This is a genomic window from Hydrogenophaga sp. A37 (assembly GCF_002001205.1).
In the GTDB taxonomy this organism is placed as follows: Bacteria; Pseudomonadota; Gammaproteobacteria; order Burkholderiales; family Burkholderiaceae_C; genus Hydrogenophaga.
In genome coordinates this window covers 14,673-33,250 of record NZ_MUNZ01000082.1, presented here as the reverse complement: position 1 = coordinate 33,250, position 18,578 = coordinate 14,673, and the positions used below count along the sequence as shown (strand labels likewise).

23 protein-coding genes are annotated in these 18,578 nt (G+C 63.4%); 6 read left to right on the top strand and 17 right to left on the bottom strand.

Annotated elements, in window-relative coordinates:
• The 10 genes from B0E41_RS07450 to B0E41_RS07405 form a co-directional block, all read right to left on the bottom strand.
• A partial coding sequence (locus B0E41_RS07450; RefSeq protein WP_253194645.1) for a GTP-binding protein occupies positions 1-121 on the bottom strand: 121 nt, incomplete at its 3' end.
• A gap of 110 nt (positions 122-231) precedes the next feature.
• Positions 232-2,334 carry an elongation factor G gene (fusA, locus tag B0E41_RS07445; protein ID WP_077330451.1) on the bottom strand — a complete coding sequence of 701 codons (2,103 nt, stop codon included), beginning with the start codon at positions 2,332-2,334 and terminating at the stop codon, positions 232-234.
• Between the two features lie 100 nt (positions 2,335-2,434).
• Positions 2,435-2,905 carry a 30S ribosomal protein S7 gene (gene rpsG, locus B0E41_RS07440; RefSeq protein ID WP_068169697.1) on the bottom strand — a complete coding sequence of 157 codons (471 nt, stop codon included), beginning with the start codon at positions 2,903-2,905 and terminating at the stop codon, positions 2,435-2,437.
• A 153-nt stretch (positions 2,906-3,058) separates the two neighbouring features.
• On the bottom strand, positions 3,059-3,436 hold the full coding sequence (gene rpsL / locus B0E41_RS07435; protein ID WP_056266875.1) for a 30S ribosomal protein S12: 378 nt from the start codon (positions 3,434-3,436) through the stop codon (positions 3,059-3,061).
• A 181-nt stretch (positions 3,437-3,617) separates the two neighbouring features.
• Positions 3,618-4,799 (bottom strand): D-alanyl-D-alanine carboxypeptidase family protein, encoded by a 1,182-nt coding sequence (locus B0E41_RS07430; RefSeq protein ID WP_077330450.1) that lies wholly within the window; start codon positions 4,797-4,799, stop codon positions 3,618-3,620.
• A 33-nt stretch (positions 4,800-4,832) separates the two neighbouring features.
• Positions 4,833-5,456: an alpha/beta hydrolase gene (locus tag B0E41_RS07425; RefSeq protein ID WP_077330449.1), complete on the bottom strand. Its 624-nt coding sequence runs from the start codon at positions 5,454-5,456 to the stop codon at positions 4,833-4,835.
• A gap of 43 nt (positions 5,457-5,499) precedes the next feature.
• On the bottom strand, positions 5,500-5,838 hold the full coding sequence (locus B0E41_RS07420; protein WP_077330448.1) for a 2Fe-2S ferredoxin: 339 nt from the start codon (positions 5,836-5,838) through the stop codon (positions 5,500-5,502).
• Between the two features lie 21 nt (positions 5,839-5,859).
• The gene (locus tag B0E41_RS07415) at positions 5,860-6,849 is read right to left on the bottom strand and encodes a VanZ family protein (RefSeq protein ID WP_363350545.1); all 990 of its coding nucleotides are present in this window, start codon (positions 6,847-6,849) and stop codon (positions 5,860-5,862) included.
• A 124-nt stretch (positions 6,850-6,973) separates the two neighbouring features.
• On the bottom strand, positions 6,974-7,402 hold the full coding sequence (locus B0E41_RS07410; protein ID WP_077330446.1) for a CopD family protein: 429 nt from the start codon (positions 7,400-7,402) through the stop codon (positions 6,974-6,976).
• 264 nt (positions 7,403-7,666) lie between these two features.
• Positions 7,667-8,794: a hypothetical protein gene (locus B0E41_RS07405; RefSeq protein ID WP_077330445.1), complete on the bottom strand. Its 1,128-nt coding sequence runs from the start codon at positions 8,792-8,794 to the stop codon at positions 7,667-7,669.
• Between the two features lie 282 nt (positions 8,795-9,076).
• On the opposite strand from B0E41_RS07405, the gene hemB reads away from it, so the two are divergent.
• Together hemB and B0E41_RS07395 are read left to right on the top strand one after the other, a co-directional pair.
• The gene (gene hemB, locus B0E41_RS07400) at positions 9,077-10,078 is read left to right on the top strand and encodes a porphobilinogen synthase (RefSeq protein WP_077330444.1); all 1,002 of its coding nucleotides are present in this window, start codon (positions 9,077-9,079) and stop codon (positions 10,076-10,078) included.
• A 4-nt stretch (positions 10,079-10,082) separates the two neighbouring features.
• Positions 10,083-11,192, top strand: a complete 1,110-nt coding sequence (locus B0E41_RS07395; protein WP_077330443.1) for a magnesium transporter CorA family protein — start codon at positions 10,083-10,085, stop codon at positions 11,190-11,192.
• A 2-nt stretch (positions 11,193-11,194) separates the two neighbouring features.
• Here B0E41_RS07395 and B0E41_RS07390 read toward each other — a convergent pair whose 3' ends face one another.
• From B0E41_RS07390 to B0E41_RS07375, 4 genes are read right to left on the bottom strand one after another with little or no spacing between them, the layout of a single operon-like run.
• Positions 11,195-11,845, bottom strand: a complete 651-nt coding sequence (locus B0E41_RS07390; protein ID WP_077330442.1) for a glutathione S-transferase family protein — start codon at positions 11,843-11,845, stop codon at positions 11,195-11,197.
• The gene (locus B0E41_RS07385) at positions 11,842-12,768 is read right to left on the bottom strand and encodes an amidohydrolase (protein WP_077330441.1); all 927 of its coding nucleotides are present in this window, start codon (positions 12,766-12,768) and stop codon (positions 11,842-11,844) included. Before B0E41_RS07385 ends, B0E41_RS07390 begins: the two co-directional genes overlap by 4 nt.
• A gap of 5 nt (positions 12,769-12,773) precedes the next feature.
• The gene (locus B0E41_RS07380; RefSeq protein WP_077330440.1) at positions 12,774-13,457 is read right to left on the bottom strand and encodes a dienelactone hydrolase family protein; all 684 of its coding nucleotides are present in this window, start codon (positions 13,455-13,457) and stop codon (positions 12,774-12,776) included.
• 43 nt (positions 13,458-13,500) lie between these two features.
• On the bottom strand, positions 13,501-14,100 hold the full coding sequence (locus B0E41_RS07375; protein WP_077330439.1) for a 2-hydroxychromene-2-carboxylate isomerase: 600 nt from the start codon (positions 14,098-14,100) through the stop codon (positions 13,501-13,503).
• Between the two features lie 83 nt (positions 14,101-14,183).
• Here B0E41_RS07375 and B0E41_RS07370 point away from each other — a divergent pair, with 83 nt between their 5' ends.
• The 3 genes from B0E41_RS07370 to B0E41_RS07360 all read left to right on the top strand — a co-directional run bounded on the left by B0E41_RS07370 (position 14,184) and on the right by B0E41_RS07360 (position 16,134).
• Positions 14,184-14,954, top strand: coding sequence for an SDR family oxidoreductase (locus B0E41_RS07370; RefSeq protein ID WP_077330438.1), 771 nt, complete (start codon positions 14,184-14,186; stop codon positions 14,952-14,954).
• A complete protein-coding gene (locus B0E41_RS07365; RefSeq protein ID WP_077330437.1) occupies positions 14,955-15,452 on the top strand; it encodes a MaoC family dehydratase in 498 nt (165 codons plus the stop codon).
• A gap of 61 nt (positions 15,453-15,513) precedes the next feature.
• Positions 15,514-16,134 carry a MarC family protein gene (locus tag B0E41_RS07360; protein ID WP_077330436.1) on the top strand — a complete coding sequence of 207 codons (621 nt, stop codon included), beginning with the start codon at positions 15,514-15,516 and terminating at the stop codon, positions 16,132-16,134.
• A gap of 133 nt (positions 16,135-16,267) precedes the next feature.
• Here the strand turns inward: B0E41_RS07360 and B0E41_RS07355 are convergent, their stop codons facing one another.
• From B0E41_RS07355 to B0E41_RS07345, 3 genes are all read right to left on the bottom strand, one after another.
• Entirely contained in the window at positions 16,268-16,894 is a 627-nt protein-coding gene (locus B0E41_RS07355) for a DNA-3-methyladenine glycosylase I (protein WP_077330435.1), read from the bottom strand.
• Positions 16,895-17,020: 126 nt separating this feature from the next.
• Complete coding sequence (locus tag B0E41_RS07350; RefSeq protein WP_253194676.1) at positions 17,021-17,347, bottom strand: hypothetical protein; 327 nt, start codon at positions 17,345-17,347, stop codon at positions 17,021-17,023.
• Positions 17,344-17,964, bottom strand: a complete 621-nt coding sequence (locus tag B0E41_RS07345) for a TetR/AcrR family transcriptional regulator (protein WP_077330434.1) — start codon at positions 17,962-17,964, stop codon at positions 17,344-17,346. Before B0E41_RS07345 ends, B0E41_RS07350 begins: the two co-directional genes overlap by 4 nt.
• 192 nt (positions 17,965-18,156) lie before the next feature.
• Here B0E41_RS07345 and B0E41_RS07340 point away from each other — a divergent pair, with 192 nt between their 5' ends.
• Positions 18,157-18,570: a VOC family protein gene (locus B0E41_RS07340; RefSeq protein ID WP_077330433.1), complete on the top strand. Its 414-nt coding sequence runs from the start codon at positions 18,157-18,159 to the stop codon at positions 18,568-18,570.
• Positions 18,571-18,578: the final 8 nt, after the last annotated feature.

Genomic DNA, 18,578 nt, shown 5'->3' with positions numbered 1-18,578 from the left:
CGAACTTGGCCGCCAGCACGGTGGTGATGGCCGCCGTCAGCGTCGTCTTGCCATGGTCCACGTGACCAATGGTGCCCACATTCACGTGCGGCTTGGTCCGCTCAAATTTCTCTTTTGCCATTTTTCAATTCCTAGAAAGAACAAACCCGTGTCATGGTTTTAGGTCTGCACCACACTGCTGGTTCGCCCCGCACGGGGACAGGGCGGCGCGTGATCGCAGACCGGCTTAAATTACTTGGAGCGCGCGGCAACAATGGCTTCGGCCACGTTGCGCGGAGCTTCGGAGTAGTGCTTGAACTCCATCGTGTAAGTGGCACGGCCTTGGGTCGCAGAGCGCAGCGAGGTCGAGTAACCGAACATTTCGGACAGGGGCACTTCTGCCTTGATGGCCTTGCCGCCACCGACCATGTCTTCCATGCCCTGCACCATGCCACGGCGGCTGGAGAGGTCGCCCATCACGGTACCGGCGTAGTCTTCCGGCGTTTCCACTTCCACAGCCATCATGGGCTCAAGGATCACGGGCTGGGCTTTGCGGCAGCCTTCCTTGAAACCAAAGATCGCAGCCATCTTGAAGGCCAGTTCGTTCGAGTCCACGTCATGGTACGAACCGAAGTGCAGCGTGACCTTGACGTCCACCACCGGGTAACCGGCCAACACGCCTTGACCCAGGGCTTCGTTCACGCCCTTCTCCACGGCGGGAATGAATTCGCGCGGAACCACACCGCCCTTGATGGCATCGACGAATTCGAAGCCTTTGCCAGGCGCTTGCGGCTCGATTTTCAGGACGACGTGACCATACTGGCCCTTGCCACCGGACTGGCGCACGAACTTGCCTTCGGCTTCTTCCACGGTGCCGCGGATGGTTTCGCGGTAGGCCACCTGCGGCTTGCCCACGTTGGCTTCCACACCGAACTCGCGCTTCATGCGATCGACGATGATTTCCAGGTGCAACTCGCCCATGCCGGCGATGATGGTCTGGCCCGATTCTTCGTCGGTGCGCACGCGGAACGACGGATCCTCAGCGGCCAGGCGGTTCAGAGCAATGCCCATCTTTTCCTGGTCGGCCTTGGTCTTGGGTTCGACGGCCTGGGCAATCACCGGCTCAGGGAACACCATGCGCTCCAACGTGATGATGGCGGACGGGTCGCACAGGGTTTCACCCGTGGTCACGTCTTTCAGACCCACGCAGGCAGCGATGTCGCCGGCGCGGATTTCCTCCACTTCCTGGCGGTTGTTGGCGTGCATCTGCACGATACGGCCAATGCGCTCTTTCTTGCCTTTGACCGCGTTGTACACGGTGTCGCCCTTCTTGAGCACACCGGAATACACGCGCACGAAGGTCAGCTGACCCACAAACGGGTCGGTCATCAGCTTGAATGCGAGAGCAGACAACTTTTCGTCGTCGCTGGCCCTGCGGCTGGTCGGTGCTTCGTCTTCGTCGGTGCCGCCAACCGGGGGAATGTCCACCGGCGAAGGCAGCAGTTCAACCACGGCGTCCAGCATGCGCTGCACACCTTTGTTCTTGAACGCGGTCCCGCACAGCATGGGCTGAATTTCGCAGGCCAGGGTGCGGGCGCGCAGACCGGCGGTGATTTCCTCTTCAGAGAGGTCGCCCTCTTCGAGGTATTTGTTCATCAACTCTTCGGTGGCTTCGGCAGCCGCTTCCACCATCTTCTCGCGCCACTCTTTGGATTGCTCGAGCAGGTGCGCCGGGATTTCTTCGAAGGTGAATTTCATGCCCTGCGAAGCTTCGTCCCAGATGATGGCCTTCATCTTGCGCAGATCCACCACGCCGGTGAAGTGCTCTTCGGCGCCAATCGGGATCACGATCGGAACTGGGGTTGCCTTCAGGCGCAGCTTCATCTGCTCGACGACCTTGAAGAAGTTGGCACCGGTGCGGTCCATCTTGTTCACAAAGGCCAGCCGTGGCACCTTGTATTTGTTGGCTTGGCGCCAGACAGTTTCCGACTGGGGCTGCACGCCACCCACGGCACAATACACCATGCAGGCGCCGTCCAGCACGCGCATGGAGCGCTCCACCTCGATGGTGAAGTCCACGTGGCCAGGGGTGTCGATGATGTTGAAACGGTGCTCAGGGAACGAGTTGTCCATGCCCTTCCAGAAGCAGGTCGTGGCAGCGGACGTGATCGTGATGCCACGCTCCTGCTCCTGCTCCATCCAGTCCATGGTGGCTGCGCCGTCGTGCACTTCACCGATCTTGTGGTTCACACCCGTGTAAAACAGGATGCGCTCGGTGGTCGTGGTCTTGCCGGCGTCGATGTGCGCCGAAATACCGATGTTGCGATAACGCTCAAGAGGCGTATTGCGTGCCATGAAAATTCTCCAAAATTAAGTACCAAAGCCCGCAACCCTTTTTGGGGCAGCGGGCTTGCTTCTGACAAAGCTGGCGGGCTCGACTGAAGCCCGCAAAAGATCAGAAGCGGAAGTGGCTGAATGCCTTGTTGGCTTCGGCCATGCGGTGCACTTCGTCACGCTTCTTCATGGCGCCGCCACGGCCTTCGGTGGCCTCGATCAGCTCGTTGGCCAAGCGCATGGCCATGGACTTTTCGCTGCGCTTGCGGGCAGCCTCTTTGATCCAACGCATGGACAAAGCCAGGCGACGGACAGGACGCACCTCAACAGGCACCTGGTAGTTGGCACCACCTACGCGGCGGGACTTGACTTCCACCATGGGCTTGACGTTGTTAATGGCAATGGAGAAGGCTTCAACCGGGTCTTTGCCGGTCTTTTTCTCGATCTGCTCCAGGGCACCATAGATGATGCGCTCGGCGACAGCTTTCTTGCCGCCTTCCATGATCACGTTCATGAACTTGGAGAGTTCGACGTTGCCGAACTTGGGATCCGGCAGGATTTCACGTTTAGGGACTTCGCGACGACGTGGCATTTCTACACCTCAAAATTGCTTCAGTTGGCGTCTTTTCAGACACCGCGAGAACCCAGCAAGGCCCTCACTTACTCGACCCGACGCCGACATGGCGCTTTGGGGTCACTACGTTCGACACAGCTTGCCGGCCGGTCAAACACCGAAAAACCAGGATTACTTGGCCTTGGGCTTCTTCGCACCGTACTTGGAGCGCGACTGCTTGCGGTCCTTCACACCCTGCAGATCCAAAGAACCGCGCACGATGTGATAACGCACACCAGGCAAGTCCTTGACACGACCACCGCGAACCAGCACGACGCTGTGTTCCTGCAGGTTGTGGCCCTCGCCACCGATGTAGGAGATGACCTCAAAACCGTTGGTCAGGCGCACCTTGGCGACCTTACGCAGAGCGGAGTTGGGCTTCTTGGGAGTCGTGGTGTACACACGGGTGCACACACCGCGACGCTGCGGAGAATTTTCCATGGCCGGGCTCTTGGATTTGGTCTTTTCGACCTCCCGGCCGTGGCGCACGAGTTGATTGATGGTTGGCATGAAAGAAACGTCCCTAAACGTTTGAAAAAAGCGAAGACGAGATCTCCTCGGAAATTTCCGAAGAGCCTTCGACTATATCACGGGCCGACATTTGTGCAAATTCGGCTCCATTCTGTTTCTGACGATCCCTCGAACACATGAACAGATCGTGCAGCCCACTGTGGACTGCCCAACGAGGGATTCACTGGATCCAGAGGCGCAGGGCATCCCAGGCCCTGCCCAGCATCCCGCTTTCCTCCACGGTCTCCAGCACGCTCAAGGGCACGTCCGCCACCAGGTCACCGTTGCCCAAGCGCACCCTGAGCGCACCCACCTGCTGCCCGCGCTGCAGCGGAGCCACCAGTGGATCGGGGCGGGTGACTTCGGTCTTCAGGCGACCTGCTTCGCCCGCCGGCACCGACACCACCACACCTTCGGGTCTGCCCAGCTTGACCACCTCGGCCCGGCCTTTCCAGACCCGGGGTGAGGTCAACGGCTCACCGGCAGGACTCAAACGCACCGCCTCAAAGGCGGTGTAGCCCCAATTCAACAGCTTTTGACTCTCTGCCGCGCGCGCGTTTTCACTTGAAGCCCCGAGCAAAACACTGAGCAGGCGACGCTGCCCCTGTGCCCCAGCCCCCAACGCAGGCGATGGCCGGTGTGCGGTGGCCACAAGGCAATAGCCGGCCGCATCGGTGTGACCCGTCTTCAGTCCATCAACGCTGGGATCGCGGAACAACAACAGATTGCGGTTGCTGTCGTTGGTTGCAGGCGTGCCTGGGTACCGGTAGCGCTGGATGGCGTAATACGGCACAAAATCGGGGAAGTCGCGCATCAGGCGCATGGCCAGCGTGGCCAGATCACGGGCGGTCGTGGTGTGGCCAGCCACAGTGAGTCCCTCGGGGTTCTTGAAGCTGCTGGCGGTCAAGCCCAGCGCCTTGGCCTGCTGGTTCATCATCTCCACGAAGCGCTCGGAGCTTCCACCCACACCCTCGGCCAGCGCCATGGTGGCGTCGTTGCCCGACTGCACGATCATGCCTTTGAGCAAATCTTCGACCGGCACCTGCATCTTGGGATCGATGAACATGCGCGAACCCGGCATCTTCCAGGCCTTTTCGCTCACGGGCAAGGTTTGCTGAAGACTGAGCTTGCCCGACTTGAGCGCATCAAACACCAGGTATGCAGTCATGAGCTTGGTCAAGGACGCCGGCTCCACCGGTTTGTCCGCATCTTTGGCAGCCAGCACCTGCCCAGAAGTGACATCCATCAACAGGTAGGCTCGCGCGGCGACCTCCGGTGGTTGAGGCAGCGCAGACAAGGCAGGGAACGGCAGGCACAACACCAGCCAAAAGAAAAGGAAGAAAGGCGAACGACGAAACAACATCCGAATCCAGAAAAAATGAAACCTGCTCGCCACTCAGGCTCGCAAGTGACGCAACACCAGTTCACGCAGAAGCGGCAACTGGCCATGAAAGAAGTGGCCCCCACCGGGAACCACGAGAACCGGCAGCGCCTGAGGCCGGGCCCAGTCCATCGCCGAGGCAAGCGGGACCGTGTCGTCCTGCTCGCCATGAATCACCAGACTGCGCAGGTGCAACTCGCCAGGCACCTGGGCCACGTCAAACCGACTGGCGGCCGTGCCCACCAGCACGAGCCGCTGGATGTCGCGCCGTGGGTGCAATTGAGCGGCCGCGTGACTGGTGACAAAGGCACCAAACGAAAACCCCGCCAAACACAATGGTCCTTCGGGCGCCTGTGCATCGATCACCGACAGAAGGTCCAACAACTCTCCACGACCCTCGTCGTACACGCCCTCACTGCCTCCCACGCCTCTAAAGTTGAAGCGCACAGCATTCCAGCCAGCCAGCACACAGGCACGGGCCAAGGTTTGAACCACCTTGTTGGTCATGGTGCCACCGTGCAGGGGGTGCGGATGGGACAGCACCGCGGTCCCGATGGGCGTCGAAGTTGGTCGATCAATGGCCAGCTCCAACGTCCCCGCCGGGCCGGCTTGGGTCACGCGCTCGGTCTGCGCGTTCACGACAATCTACCCCCAACAGGTTCGAACACAGGGCAGACCGACATCAGCGCCCCACATCGGGAGGCGTGACCAAGCGCTGCACGACCACACCATCGCGCAGATGAGACTGCACGATTTCATCGATATCTTGTTCATCGACGTAGCTGTACCAGACCGCCTCAGGGTACACAACCGCGATGGGCCCCCCAGCACATCGATCCAGGCACCCCGCTTTGTTGACCCGGACCTTGCCTTGCCCAAGCAGGCCGAGGGCTTTCGCCTGGTTCTTGCAACGATCAAAGGCCGCCTGGGCCTGGTGTTGAGCACAACAGTCTTCACCGTTGTCGCGCTGGTTCAGGCAGAAGAAGATGTGCCGCTCGTAATAGGATTTGTTTTCAACCATCGACGGATTTTAGTTGCGTGCTTACCGCCCCATAGACGCCCGGGCCACTGCGCGCAGGCCAAACACCATCGCGGCAAAAGGCCACAGCCAGCCTAGCCACTGCGACAAGCCGTGAAAGCGGATGAAACGCCCCTGCTCCCACACTTCCAGTGATTGATCGAAATAGGCGCTCACAGGCGCCCGGTTGAGCAGGCTCAGTGACACGGCGAGCCCCATCAACAGCGCCACGTGGCACAAGCGAGGGGGCAGAACAGACGCAGCCAAGCCTGCGATGAGTGCCAGCCCCATGCCCATGAGGGCCGGAACATTGATCCAGGCCCATGCATGGTCCGGGCCGTAGGTCAGGGCCGAGGACAGTGCAGCCGCACCCAACCCACCGGCAAACAACATCACCAGAAACACCAGCCGGCGCCACACCGTGCGCACGTCGCCGTAACCCAGAAACATCGGCGTCAACAACCCCAACGCCACGCAGAGGGCTTCGGCCAGGGGACTCAAGGGCAGGACGGGATCTGGCAACAAGGGCACCCATTCCAAAAAGGGCGTATCGGCGAGCAACCGAGCCAACATCCCCTCGATACGGTCCCACACCTGCCCAAGACCAAAAGGCACGGAGACCGGATAGAGAAGCGCAAATGGCCAAAGGGCCAACAACACCAACGATCCATGGGCCTGCGGCTCAAACCAGTCAGCGCGGAACTGGCTCCAGCGCCGAAGTCCGCCCACCCGCTCCAGAATCCAGGCAAAGGACGCACCCAACGCAGCACCGGACGCGTTCAGCGCGAAATCCAGGTTGGAGGACACGCGCATCGGCAAAAAATTCTGCAGGGTCTCCACCACCATCGACAGGCTTGCCGATGCGAACACAGCCAGCGGCCATGCCCAGCGCCCCCAACCAGAGCGCAACAGCGCAAGCGCCAACAAGAAGCCCAGGGGGCCATAGCCAACAAGGTTGGCACCCACGTCAAAACCCGTCCAGTACCGAGGCAGGGGCGCGTCGACAAAGGCCATCAGGGGCGCTCCTGGCCAACGCCACCCTTCGAAAGGGTAAAGACTCGCGTAAACCACCAACGCGGCAAACAACAGCGCCAACGGCATGGCAGAGGAGCGTAGCGTCACGTATGCCGCCCGGGCATCAGAAGGGCTTCACCACCACCAGCACCACCACCGCCATCAGCATGATGACCGGCGCCTCATTGAACCAGCGGTACCAGACGTGGCCACGCCTGTTTCCGCCGCGCTCGAAGCGGCGCAGCATGACGGCACAGACATGGTGGTACCCGAGGATCAGAAGCACCAGGGCGAGTTTGGCGTGCATCCACCCATTGCCGACGCCCCAGCCAATGCCGTAGCCCATCCATAACCAGATGCCCAGCGCCAGCGCGGGCACGGCCAGCATCGTGGTGAAGCGCATGAGTTTTCGGGCCATCAACAGCAGGCGTTCGCGCTCAGCCACGCTCTCAGGCGGCACCATGGCCAGATTGACGAAGATGCGAGGCAAGTAGAACAGCCCAGCGAACCAGCTGGCCACGAAGATGATGTGAAAGGATTTGACCCAGAGCATCGGGTCAGTTTAGCCGCGTCCCCCAGTGGGGTCTGCACCATCCAGCCCGGCGAATGGACAAAAAAAACCCGGCCCACAGGGCCGGGTTAGGAAGCCTTTTTGCTGTCACACACTAAGGCACCCGCTCAGGGAGGAAAAGCGGGGAACGCACCCTAGAGCACGCTCGGTGCACATGTTACAACAGAAAATACCAAAATGGGAGAAAACACCCTGTTAGATCTGACAGGGTGTTTGAGGTATTCACAACATATTACTTACAATGTATTACATCATCTTGGCCAACTCGAACATCACAGCGGTCCCTAGCGCCTCGCGGAGGTTGCCCCGACCCACCTTGGCCATGGAAAACTCCCCAAAACCGGACATGTCGAACGAACTATCGTCAGGCGATATCTCGACAAAGGGAAACTCGAACACTTCGCGCAACAGCTCGTCGCGAAACCGCACGAAATCTTCGTCCTTGATCTCGGAATCCACCACGATGAGGTTGGGCATGCGGCCTTTGATCGCCTCGCGGGCCTGGGTGAAGTCCACCACGCTGTCGGACGTGATCCCGATCTCGCGCAGGGCATCGCGCACATCGGCACGGATCTGCAGGCTGGGAGAGATGGTCAGCACGTAAGTGCCGGACAGCGACTTGAACATGGATGAATGTTCGTCCGAGAGATCCACCGCAGAAATGCCATCCACGGCCTGAACGGTTCGGTTGAAGAGTGCTGTGAAGCTCACTCCCTCGCCCGTGACGTCGCGCTCCACCTCAATGCCGCCGCCAGCCAGCGCGATCTGGCGGATCAACATCCAACTCAGGCTGTCGGAAGACGTGCTGCTTGACGGGGGCACGCCGTCGTTCGACACACGCATCAGCAAGCGGGCGTGCTGTGGCCAGGCGTTGAGGTCCACGCGCATGTCGACGCGATTGCCAAACGGCAGACCCCAGTCGAGCACGGCATTCACAAAGGTGTGCGCGACCGTCGGATCGATAAGCACTTCCACCGGCTTGAGCTTGCGCCGCAGGGCAATGCCCAGAATGCCCAGTTCCTGCTTGCGCTCCTGCAGCACGCCCTCGACAAGGTCGGCCATGTTGACTTTTTCGTGCGACTGCCGGATGCGTCCACCGTAGAAGCGCTGGATCTGCTGCGCACTGATGCCCGCGAGCTTGATGCGCTCGGCGGGTATGTTGAGTGTGCGGTGCTCCTGCTTGCTGATGCGCCCTTTGGCGAGCAACAGGTCGATCTGGCTCTGCAGCGCACTGACACTCTCGGTGAACTGGTCCGACAGCGCGGACAGCAGTTCGGGCCAATGATCGTTCAGTGACCAAGCGTCACCTTCTGCTGGAGTACCCGGCTTGTTGGTTGCGGGTGAATTTGGGTGGCTTGTTTTGTTGGGCTGCATGACAGGGCTCGTTCATGTAAAAGCTTGCACCATCCGTTCCAGGCTGGTGAGGGTCGGTAAGACGATGCCGAAACGGGGTCGGCACGGGAGAACAAAAAAGTCCCCCTCGGGCCTCTTCGTCACACCGGACAGCTGCATTTTTCCTCGACAGAGTTCAACACAAAGTACTGCTGCATTCAATCATCGCGGTTTTTTTACGATTTGCAACATTCAGTCGCGACGGCCCTTACAGAGTTGTCGCATTGATGCGCCGTCCCGGCATGTATTTGCCACAATCAAGAGATGCACATCCCCGCCCCCTACCCACTTTCTCGCCCCCGCCGCTTGCGTCGCGACGCCTTCACCCGTGACCTGGTACGCGAGCACCGACTCAGCCCGGCGGACTTCATCTACCCGGTCTTCGTGCTCGATGGAGCCCATCGGCGGGAGGCGGTCGGGTCCATGCCGGGCGTGGAGCGCCTTAGCCTCGATCTGCTGCTGCCGGTGGCCGAGGACTGTGTGAAGCTGGGCATTCCTGTGATGGCGTTGTTCCCGGTGATCGATGCGTCGCAGAAGACGCCCGACGGCCAAGAAGCCATGAACCCCGAGGGGCTCGTACCGCGCGTGGTGCGCGCCTTGAAACAGCACTTTCCCCAGTTGGGGGTGATGACCGACGTGGCGCTCGACCCCTACACCAGCCACGGCCAAGACGGGGTCTTGGACGACAACCACTACATCCTCAACGATCCGACGGTCGAAATCCTGGTGAAGCAGGCGCTCACACAGGCCGAAGCCGGCGTGGACATGGTGGCACCGAGCGACATGATGGACGGCCGCATCGGCGCCATTCGCCAGGCGCTGGAGGCCCAAGGCCTGGTCCACACCCGGATCATGGCCTACAGCGCCAAGTACGCGAGCGCCTTCTACGGCCCCTTCCGTGATGCCGTGGGCTCGGCCGCCAACCTGGGCAAAGCAGACAAAAAGGTCTACCAGATGGACCCAGGCAACAGCGACGAGGCGCTGCGCGAGGTGGCGCTGGACATCGCCGAAGGCGCCGACATGGTGATGGTCAAACCCGGCATGCCCTACCTGGACATCGTGCGGCGCGTGAAGGACGAGTTCCACATGCCGACATTCGCCTACCAGGTCAGTGGCGAGTACGCCATGCTCAAGGCCGCGGCCCTCAACGGTTGGCTGGACCACGATGCGGTGATGATGGAAAGCCTGCTGGCCTTCAAGCGCGCGGGCGCCGACGGCGTGCTGACCTATTTCGCGCGCGACGCGGCCCGGCTGCTGCGCGGCTGACCCCATGCGAGTTTTTCAGATTCGGCCCTCGGGCGCCGTCGAAACCTCCGAGCTGCCCCAACAGTTGCCCGATAAGGGCTTTGTCTGGATCGCGTGTGGCCGACGTGAACTGGAGGTCGAACTGTCGGCCGTTCAGGCGAACTTGCAGTTGCTCTGCGGTACACCGCTGGTGGATCTGCACGTCTCGGACCTGCTGAACAACCAGTTGCCATCGCATTACGATTTCACCTCCCAGTACGACATGCTGGCGTTCCGACGCCTGGCCGCCGGTCACACCGAAACCGACCTGGAGCACCCTGGGGCTGTGCTCACCACGCCGCTCAAGCGAGGTGGCCCGCCGGTGCTGCGCCGCATCGACACCAGCCCGGTCGGTTTTGTGGTCTTTGACCGCATTCTGCTGACCGTGCACCCTGCGGGCTGCACGGTGCTGAAAAGCTACGCTTCCAGGCTGCTGACGCCTGGCAGCGCGACGTTGCGCGCGGTGGGTACCCAGTGGCCCACCAGCCCACCGGATCTGATGCTGCGCATCGTCAACCTGATGGTGGATGGCTTCCTGGAGCTGCGACGCGAACTCACCCGCCAGCTCGACCACTGGCAGTCCGAACTGTTACGCCCGTCCACCCGATTCACCAACTGGGGCTTGTTGCTGGATGCGCGCAACGCACTGCACCACCTCGACGAGATCTGCGAGGACCAGCGTGCCGCCATTCAGGATTGGATCGAAGCCCTCGCAGCCTGGGAGCCGGACGAACACATCGGAGGGCAGCGTGGACTGGAGCTGCTCAAGGTGCGCAGCCGGGACGTGCTGGAGCACATCGAGCGGGTGGTGCACCACGTGCGCCGGCTGGAGCAAAACGCCGAGATCGCGGTGCAGATGCACTTTTCAGCGCAGAGCAACCGCACCAACGACATCATGCGCACGCTCACCGCGCTGACCGCCATCTTCCTGCCCCTGAACCTGATCGCCGGCATCTTCGGCATGAACTTCGAGTTCATCCCGCTGCTGCACCAGGAGTCGGGCTTCTGGTGGGCCATGGGAACCATGTTGCTGACCGCCGGCGTGCTGGGCATGCTGTTCTGGCGCAAACGCTACCTGGCCCGGACCGGCCGGTAGGGTCAGACGAAGGGCGGGCTCAAGCCTTCATTGGCCAGGGCCCGCTGCACCGAGGGGCGCGCCAGCATGCGCTGCAGGTAGGGCCCGAGCTGGCGCTTGTCCCGTGCTGGCGAGAACACGAAGTTGCGCGTCCAGCGGCACAGGGTGAACACATAAGGGTCCAGCGCCGAATAGACCTCGCCCAACAACCACGGCCCGCCATGTCCGGCCAGTTCGTTGTCGAGTTGCTTGAGCAGGTTGTTGATCCGGATCTCGGCGTGGTGCTGTACTTCCGCCGCTCCCGCCCTGTTGCCGGCGTTGACCCAGCGCTCAGGGTAGAAATAGACGATGAGCGTGGCCTGCAATGTGTTGGTCAGCCACATCAGCCACTTGTAGAAATGGGCCCGCTCGGTCGAACCCACCGCAGGCGCCAGGCCACTGCCCGGGTGCGCGTCGCACAGATGCAGGCAGATCGCCGCCGTTTCGTACAACACCAGATCGCCGTCGGTGAGCACCGGGATCAGGCCGTTGGGGTTGAGCTTCAGGTAGGCCGTGGTCTTCTGCACGTCCTGCTTGCGGTCCACGAGCACGCGCTCGTAGGGCAGGCCCAGTTCTTCGAGCAGGATATGGGGCACCATGCTGGCGGTGCTGGGGTAGTAGTAAAGCTGGATCATCGGGTGGCGGGGGCGTTCTGGTTCAGGCCAAACAGTTGCGCCCCATTGTTCCACGCGATGCGGCGCGCCACGTCGGCGGGCAAACCGCCGAGCCAGGCGCGGTAGCCCTGCATGAGCTCGTCGTAGTACTGCCAGCGCTGATTGACCCAGGTGTCGGAGCCGATCATGAAACGGTCGGGGTACTTGAGCAGCAGCGCACGCCATTCAGGGCAGAGCTGGCCACCGTCGCAGGTGAGGCCGGGGCGGTAAGAGAGCTCGCCCATCAGGCGCGGGTACCGCGTGAACAGCTCATCGACCCGCGCCACGGATGCACCGGAAATGCCAGTGTGGGCCCAGATCAAAAGCAGCTTTTGCCCCTTCGACGGCGTGTTCGCCATCAACAGGTCGATCGCCGCATCGTCCACGTGGGCCAGGATGGCCAGGGTTTTTTGCTCGGCCAGCGCCATGAGCTGTCTGGCGACCGGCCCGTTGGCGTTGGCGCTGTCGTACAGGTGGAATTCACCCAGGCCCTGGTAGGCACCGGCCGGCGTGCCGCGCGCCAACTCGGTCTGCACCATCTCGGCGATGGACGCGTCGGCGAACCAGCCGCTGTAGTCGGCGCGATTGCGGTAGAGGCGGACAAAGGGCACCACGGTCACACCCGAGGCACGCGCCTGCTCGCGCGCTCCCGCCAGGGCGAGGGTGCCGGCGTTGGGCCGCGAATTGGCCAGCACAGCCCGCACGCCGTTGCGCTGCATGCGGGCGAGCACATCGGCCAGCGGGTGCGGGCAGGTGGGCGACGGTGTGTCGTGCCCGCAGGCTTCGTCGTTGTAGTGCAGGTGGGCGTCGAACAACGGGCCCGCATACGGTGTCTGTGCGAGCGCCGCCCCCGTCAGCGCCAGCCACAGCGCCACCAGGCCCGACAGCGGTGCAACGCGGCCCATGATCCTCAGCCCAGGTGTTGTGCGAGGAATCCGCGGGTGCGCTCGCGCGCCAGCGTCGCGGACGGCGCGTCCCAGCTGCCGCGCTGGTCGCAGTTGAAGCCGTGGTGCGCCGGATAGAGGCGCACCGGCACCTGCGGGTGCGCCTTCTGGAAAGCCTGCACGCTGTCCAGCGGAATCCAGCGGTCCTGGTCGGCGAAGTGGGCCATGACCGGTACCTTCGGCTGCCGGGCGACTTCGGCTTCGGTGGTCATGCCGCCGCCATAAAACGGCACCGCGGCCGTCAGACCGCTCAGCGTGCAGGCCGCGCGCCAGGTGAGCAGGCCGCCCCAGCAGTAGCCCAGGATGCCGACCTTGCCGCCTTGCGCTGCATGGTCCACGGCAGCCTGAATGTCGGCCAGCACCCCCGGCGCAGGCAGAGCCTCCACGGCGGCCTTGAGCGCCATGCCCGCGCCCATGTCGGCCTCGGTGTAGCCGATTTCCACGCCCGCCTGAACACGGTGGAAGGTGCTCGGCGCGACGACGAAGTAGCCCTCGGCTGCGTAGCCGTCGGCCACCGCGCGGATGTGGCTGTTGACGCCGAAAATCTCCTGCAGCACGACCAGCCCGCCTTTGGGGGTGCCCGAGGGCTGCGCCACGTAGGCGGGAAAAACAAAGCCGTCGGCGGCGGTGAGGTTGACAAACTGACCCATGGTCGGCTCCTGAGGGGTGGGGTTGAAGCGGAGGGGTGACGTGTCAGCCGCCCAGCCGGCGCTCGACGAAATCGAGCCGGTCCTGGCCCCAGAAAATCTCGCCATCGATCACGTAGCTCGGCGCGCCAAAGACACCGGCAGCGATGGCCTCTTCGGTATGCTGCCCGTACCGCGCCTTCACCTCGTCGAGCTGCGACTGAGCCAGGCGCTGTGCGTCCAGCCCGCATTCGCTCAGCAACTCGGCGAGCACGGTGGGGCTGGCGATGTCGCGCTCCTGCGCCCACAGGGCTAGGCCCACGGCGCCGGTCAGGCGCATCGCAGCGGCATCACCATCGTGTTGCGCGACGGCGGTGATCAGCCAGCCAGCCGGATCGCCCGCCACCGGAAAGAAACGGGGCTCGGGGTTGAGCGGCACGCCCAGCGCTTCGCTGAAGCGGCGCAGTTCCACAAGCCGGTAAGCCTGGCGCTGCGGGGCGCGTTTGGGCAGCGGCAGGCCGCCGGAGACCGGGAAGACCTGGCCAAAATCCACCGGCAGCACACGAACCTGTGTGTCGCTGCGCCGCAGCAGATCAGCGAAACGCGCGTGCCCCAGGTACATCCACGGGCTCTGTGGGGCGAAGTAGTAGTCGACTGTGCGACGCATGGCGGTCTCCTCACGCTGTTGTAATGCAGGATGAAACAGCCCGTGTTGTACGCCATGCGGGCGCTTCTTGCAGGAGGCAGGTCATGGAAGAGAAGGACAAGGTCACGCCCTCCAGGGTGCTGCTGATCACGGGCGGCAGCCGGGGCATCGGCGCGGCCACCGCCCTGCTCGCCGCGCGCCAGGGCTGGGCCGTGGCGGTGAACTACACAGCCAACTCGCTCGCGGCCGACGAGGTGGTTCGCGCCATCAACGCCAGCGGCGGCACGGCGATCGCGGTGCAGGCCGATGTGGCCGACGAGGCGCAGGTGTTGCACATGTTCGAGCAAGTGGACGCCCAGCTCGGACGGCTCACCGGGCTGGTGAACAGCGCGGGCGTGGTGGACGTGACCGCGCGCGTCGATGAGATGAGCGTGGCGCGCTGGCGGCGCATGTTCGACATCAACGTGATCGGTTCCATGCTCTGCGCGCGCGAAGCGGTGCGGCGCATGAGCACGCGGCACGGCGGCGAAGGGGGCGCCATCGTCAACGTGTCCAGCGCCGCGTCGCGGCTGGGTTCGCCGGGGCAGTACGTGGACTACGCGGCGGCCAAGGGCGCCATCGACGCCTTCACCATCGGTCTGGCCAAGGAGGTGGCGGCCGAAGGCGTGCGCGTCAACGCGGTGCGGCCGGGCCTGATCGAGACGGAGATACACGCCTCGGGCGGATTGCCCAACCGCGTCAACGAGCTCAAGCACCAGGTGCCGATGCAGCGCGGCGGCACGGCCGACGAGGTGGCGCAGGCCATCGTCTGGCTGCTGTCGGACGCGGCGAGTTACACGACGATGAGCCTGCTGGACGTTTCCGGAGGCCGCTGAATGACTGCGACGACACCCGAACAAAGCCCGCACATCCGTATCTGGTGGGAAGACCTGGAAATCGGCCAGGTGCGCGACCTGGGCAGCCTCTCGCCGACGAAGGAAGAGATCATTGCCTTCGCCAGCCAGTTCGACCCGCAGCCCTTTCACCTGAACGAAGAAGCCGGCAAGGCCTCGGTGTTCGGGGGCTTGAGTGCCAGCGGCTGGCACACCTGCGCCATGGCCATGCGGCTGATGGTCACAAATTTTCTGCACGAAACATCGAGCCTCGGTTCGCCCGGGCTGGAGAGCCTGAAGTGGACCAAGCCGGTCTACCCCGGCGACGTGCTGCGGCTGCAGCACACCATCACCGAAAAACGCGCCATGAGCAAACGGCCGGACGTGGGCCTGGTGCGCACGGTGTGGGAAATGTTCAACCAACACGGCGACAAGGTGCTGCACATGGAGGGCTACGGCATGTTCCGCCGAAGGACGCCTGGCACCCCAGGCCCAGCATGAATGCCACCTGAAATCCGCTGATGCTGCGCGCGCAAGGGTCGGGTGCCCCACAATCCCGGCCATGGATTTCAAGCCCCTCATCACCCTGCTGGCCATCGTCAACCCCTTGGCGATCGTGCCCTTCTTCATCCACTACACGCAGGGCTTCAGTTCGGCGCAGCGCAAGCGCACGATCCTGATCTCGTCGATCAGTGCGTTCGCGGTGATCGCCACCTGCGCCCTCATCGGCCTGCAGATCCTGGAGTTTTTCAGCATCTCGCTCGCAAGCTTCCAGGTCGGCGGCGGCATGTTGCTGTTGACCTCGGCGTTGTCGATGCTGAACGCGCAACCGGCCGAGGCCAAGACCACCCAGGGCGAGGTGGACGACGCCTCGGCGCGCGCCTCGATTGCCGTGGTGCCCCTCACCATCCCGTTGCTCACCGGCCCGGCCACCATGTCCACCGTGGTGATCTACGCCGACCAGGCCAAGACCTTTTTCCAGCACGCCGCGCTGGTGGGCTACGGCGTGGTGATCGCGCTGGCCACCGCCGTGTGCTTCTCGCTCGCCAAACCCATCGCGCGCCTGATGGGGCAGACTGGCATCAACGTGATGACGCGGCTGATGGGCCTGATCCTGGCCGCGCTGTCGGTGGAGGTGATGGCCGCGGGTTTGGTGAAGCTGTTCCCGACGCTGGGCGGCTGAGGGTCGAACCCGAGATCGGGCTGCGCCTGCACACCGCCCTCGACGCGCGGGCAGGCGCCCGTCGACCGCCACACCGTGGCCGCCGAGCCGAAGAACACACCGCCCTCGGTATCGTCGATGGCCTTGAGGTTGCCTACCGCTGCAACAGCACCGGCACCTTGAACACAGCCCGCGCCTGATCCACCCGCAGGGCCACGATGCAGTCGGGCACGTGGTCGTTCAACAGGCCCATGGCCTGCATGAAGGCGTAGACGGTGGTGGGCCCGACGAATTTCCAGCCGCGTTTCTTCAGGTCTTTCGCCAGGGCCAGCGCCTCGGGTGAGGTCGACACGGTTTGAGGTGGCGCGGCTTGGGCGCGGTCCACTTCGTAGCGCCAGAAATAGGCGGCCAGTGACCCGAACTCGGTTTGAAGGCTGACGGCGCGACCGGCGTTGTGGATGACGGCTTCGATCTTGCCCCGGTGACGGACGATGCCTTCGTCCTGCAGCAGGCGGTCGACCTGGCGCTCGCCGAAGGTCGCCATGCGGTGAAAGTCGAACCCGTCGAATGCCTTTCGGAAGTTCTCGCGCTTGGCGAGGATGGTCCGCCAGCTCAGGCCCGACTGGAAGCTCTCCAGGCAAAGTTTCTCGAACAGTCGGATGTCGTCGCCCACCGGAAAGCCCCATTCGTGGTCGTGGTACGCCTCGAACTCCGGCGCGGCCGCGCACCAACGGCAGCGCGGTTGACCGTCGCTGCCGGTCACGATCTGGGCTTCGCTCATAAGGCAACCTCCGCTCTTAGAGCTGCGGTGCGAGCTTGCTTGGGGCGGCCCGGCGCGGCGCTCACTGGACTACCCTCCGTGCTGCGCACTGCGGGGCTGAGCGCCTTCGGAACGGCCAGGCGGCGCTCATGCGGCACCCCCGCTGCCGGCGAGCAGTGCAGGCAGGCCTTGCGCCACAGACGACGGGGCGACGGCGTGGATGTCGGCCGTCACGACGCCATGCACCACGAACGGGTCTTGCGCGATGCGGGCATGGAGGGCAGCGGCATCGGTGCCCACGGCGATCACCAAGCCGCCCTGTGCCTGATCGAGCGAGCCGGCCAGCAGGAAGCTGCCGTCGGCGATGCCGTCCTGAATCCACTGTTTGTGCCCGGCCATCCACTGGCCCACCTGTGCGCGGTTCGGGCCGAATCGCAGGAAAACAATGAACACGATTGGGTTGAGTGGGTTCATGGGGCGGTCTTTCGTCTGGGCCGTTTCGCGGCAACCGGATGGGGAACGAAGGTGTCCACCCACTCGGCCATCAACGCCACTTCGCGCTGGATGAAGGCTTCGTCGTGGAAGGTGCTGGCCAGCATCGCGGCGCCCTGGCTGCGCGCGAGCAGGTGCAGCGCCAGTTCGTCGGCGTGCGGCGCTTGGCCCAAGGCGTCGAACTGGGTGCGCAGCCAGTCGCGGAACTGGCCGAAGATCATGCCGGCGTCGCTCTGTGCGGGGTGGTCGAGCTTGGACAGTTCGGTGCACAGCGTTCCCACCGGGCAGCCGTAGCGCTGGATGTCGTGCCGGTTGCGGACCAGCATTTCCGCGAAGCAGCGCAGCCGGTCCGACGGCGTTGCGGCGTCCCGCGTCCACGACGCCAGCATGGACTGGGTTCTCGCCGAACGCTGTGCGACGACCGCCGCCAGGATGTCGTCCTTGGTTCTGAAGTGGTAATAGAAGTTGCCGCGCGAGAGGCCGACGGCATCCGCGATGTCAGCGAAGGAAGTCTTCTCGAACCCTCGCTGGTAGAACAGGGTGTCCGCAGCGTCGACGATGCGCTCTCGGGTAGTGGGTGTGGCTTCAGCGGCGCTCATGACGGTGAGGGCATGGTGGGCGGGTGTTTTCTAGGACGATTGGCCTAGGCAGTATAGGACAAGCGTCCTAAACAGGGCAATGGCGGCGACAGCGCGCGTCTCATCACATCGGCCGACCTCTTGACGCGTTAGCTGTACATCCATACAGTTGTCATTTTCAACGCGCACTCCGCACCACCTGAGGGACCCCACATGCTCGACCACATGACTTTTCGCGTCACCAACATCGCCCAAGCCAAGGCCTTCTACAGCGCCGCCCTGGCACCGCTGGGTTACAGCATCTGCTTTGAAGGGAACTACGGCTCCAACATGCTCGGCCTGGCCTATCCGGACGCCGCCGAGCCCGACGGCAAGAAGGCCGACGTCTGGTTCATCGACGGGCCTTCGCCGTATGGCGGGCCCGCTGCCACGTCGGGTTGCCATCTGGCGTGGCGCGCTGAAAGCCGTGCGCAGGTGGATGCCTTCTACAAGGCGGCGATGGCCGCCGGCGGCAAGGACAACGGCGCTCCCGGCCTGCGCCCGGACTACCACCCCAATTACTACGGTGCCTTCGTGATCGACCCCGAGGGCAACAACATCGAAGCCGTCTGCCACCAGCCCGAATGAGCCGAGCC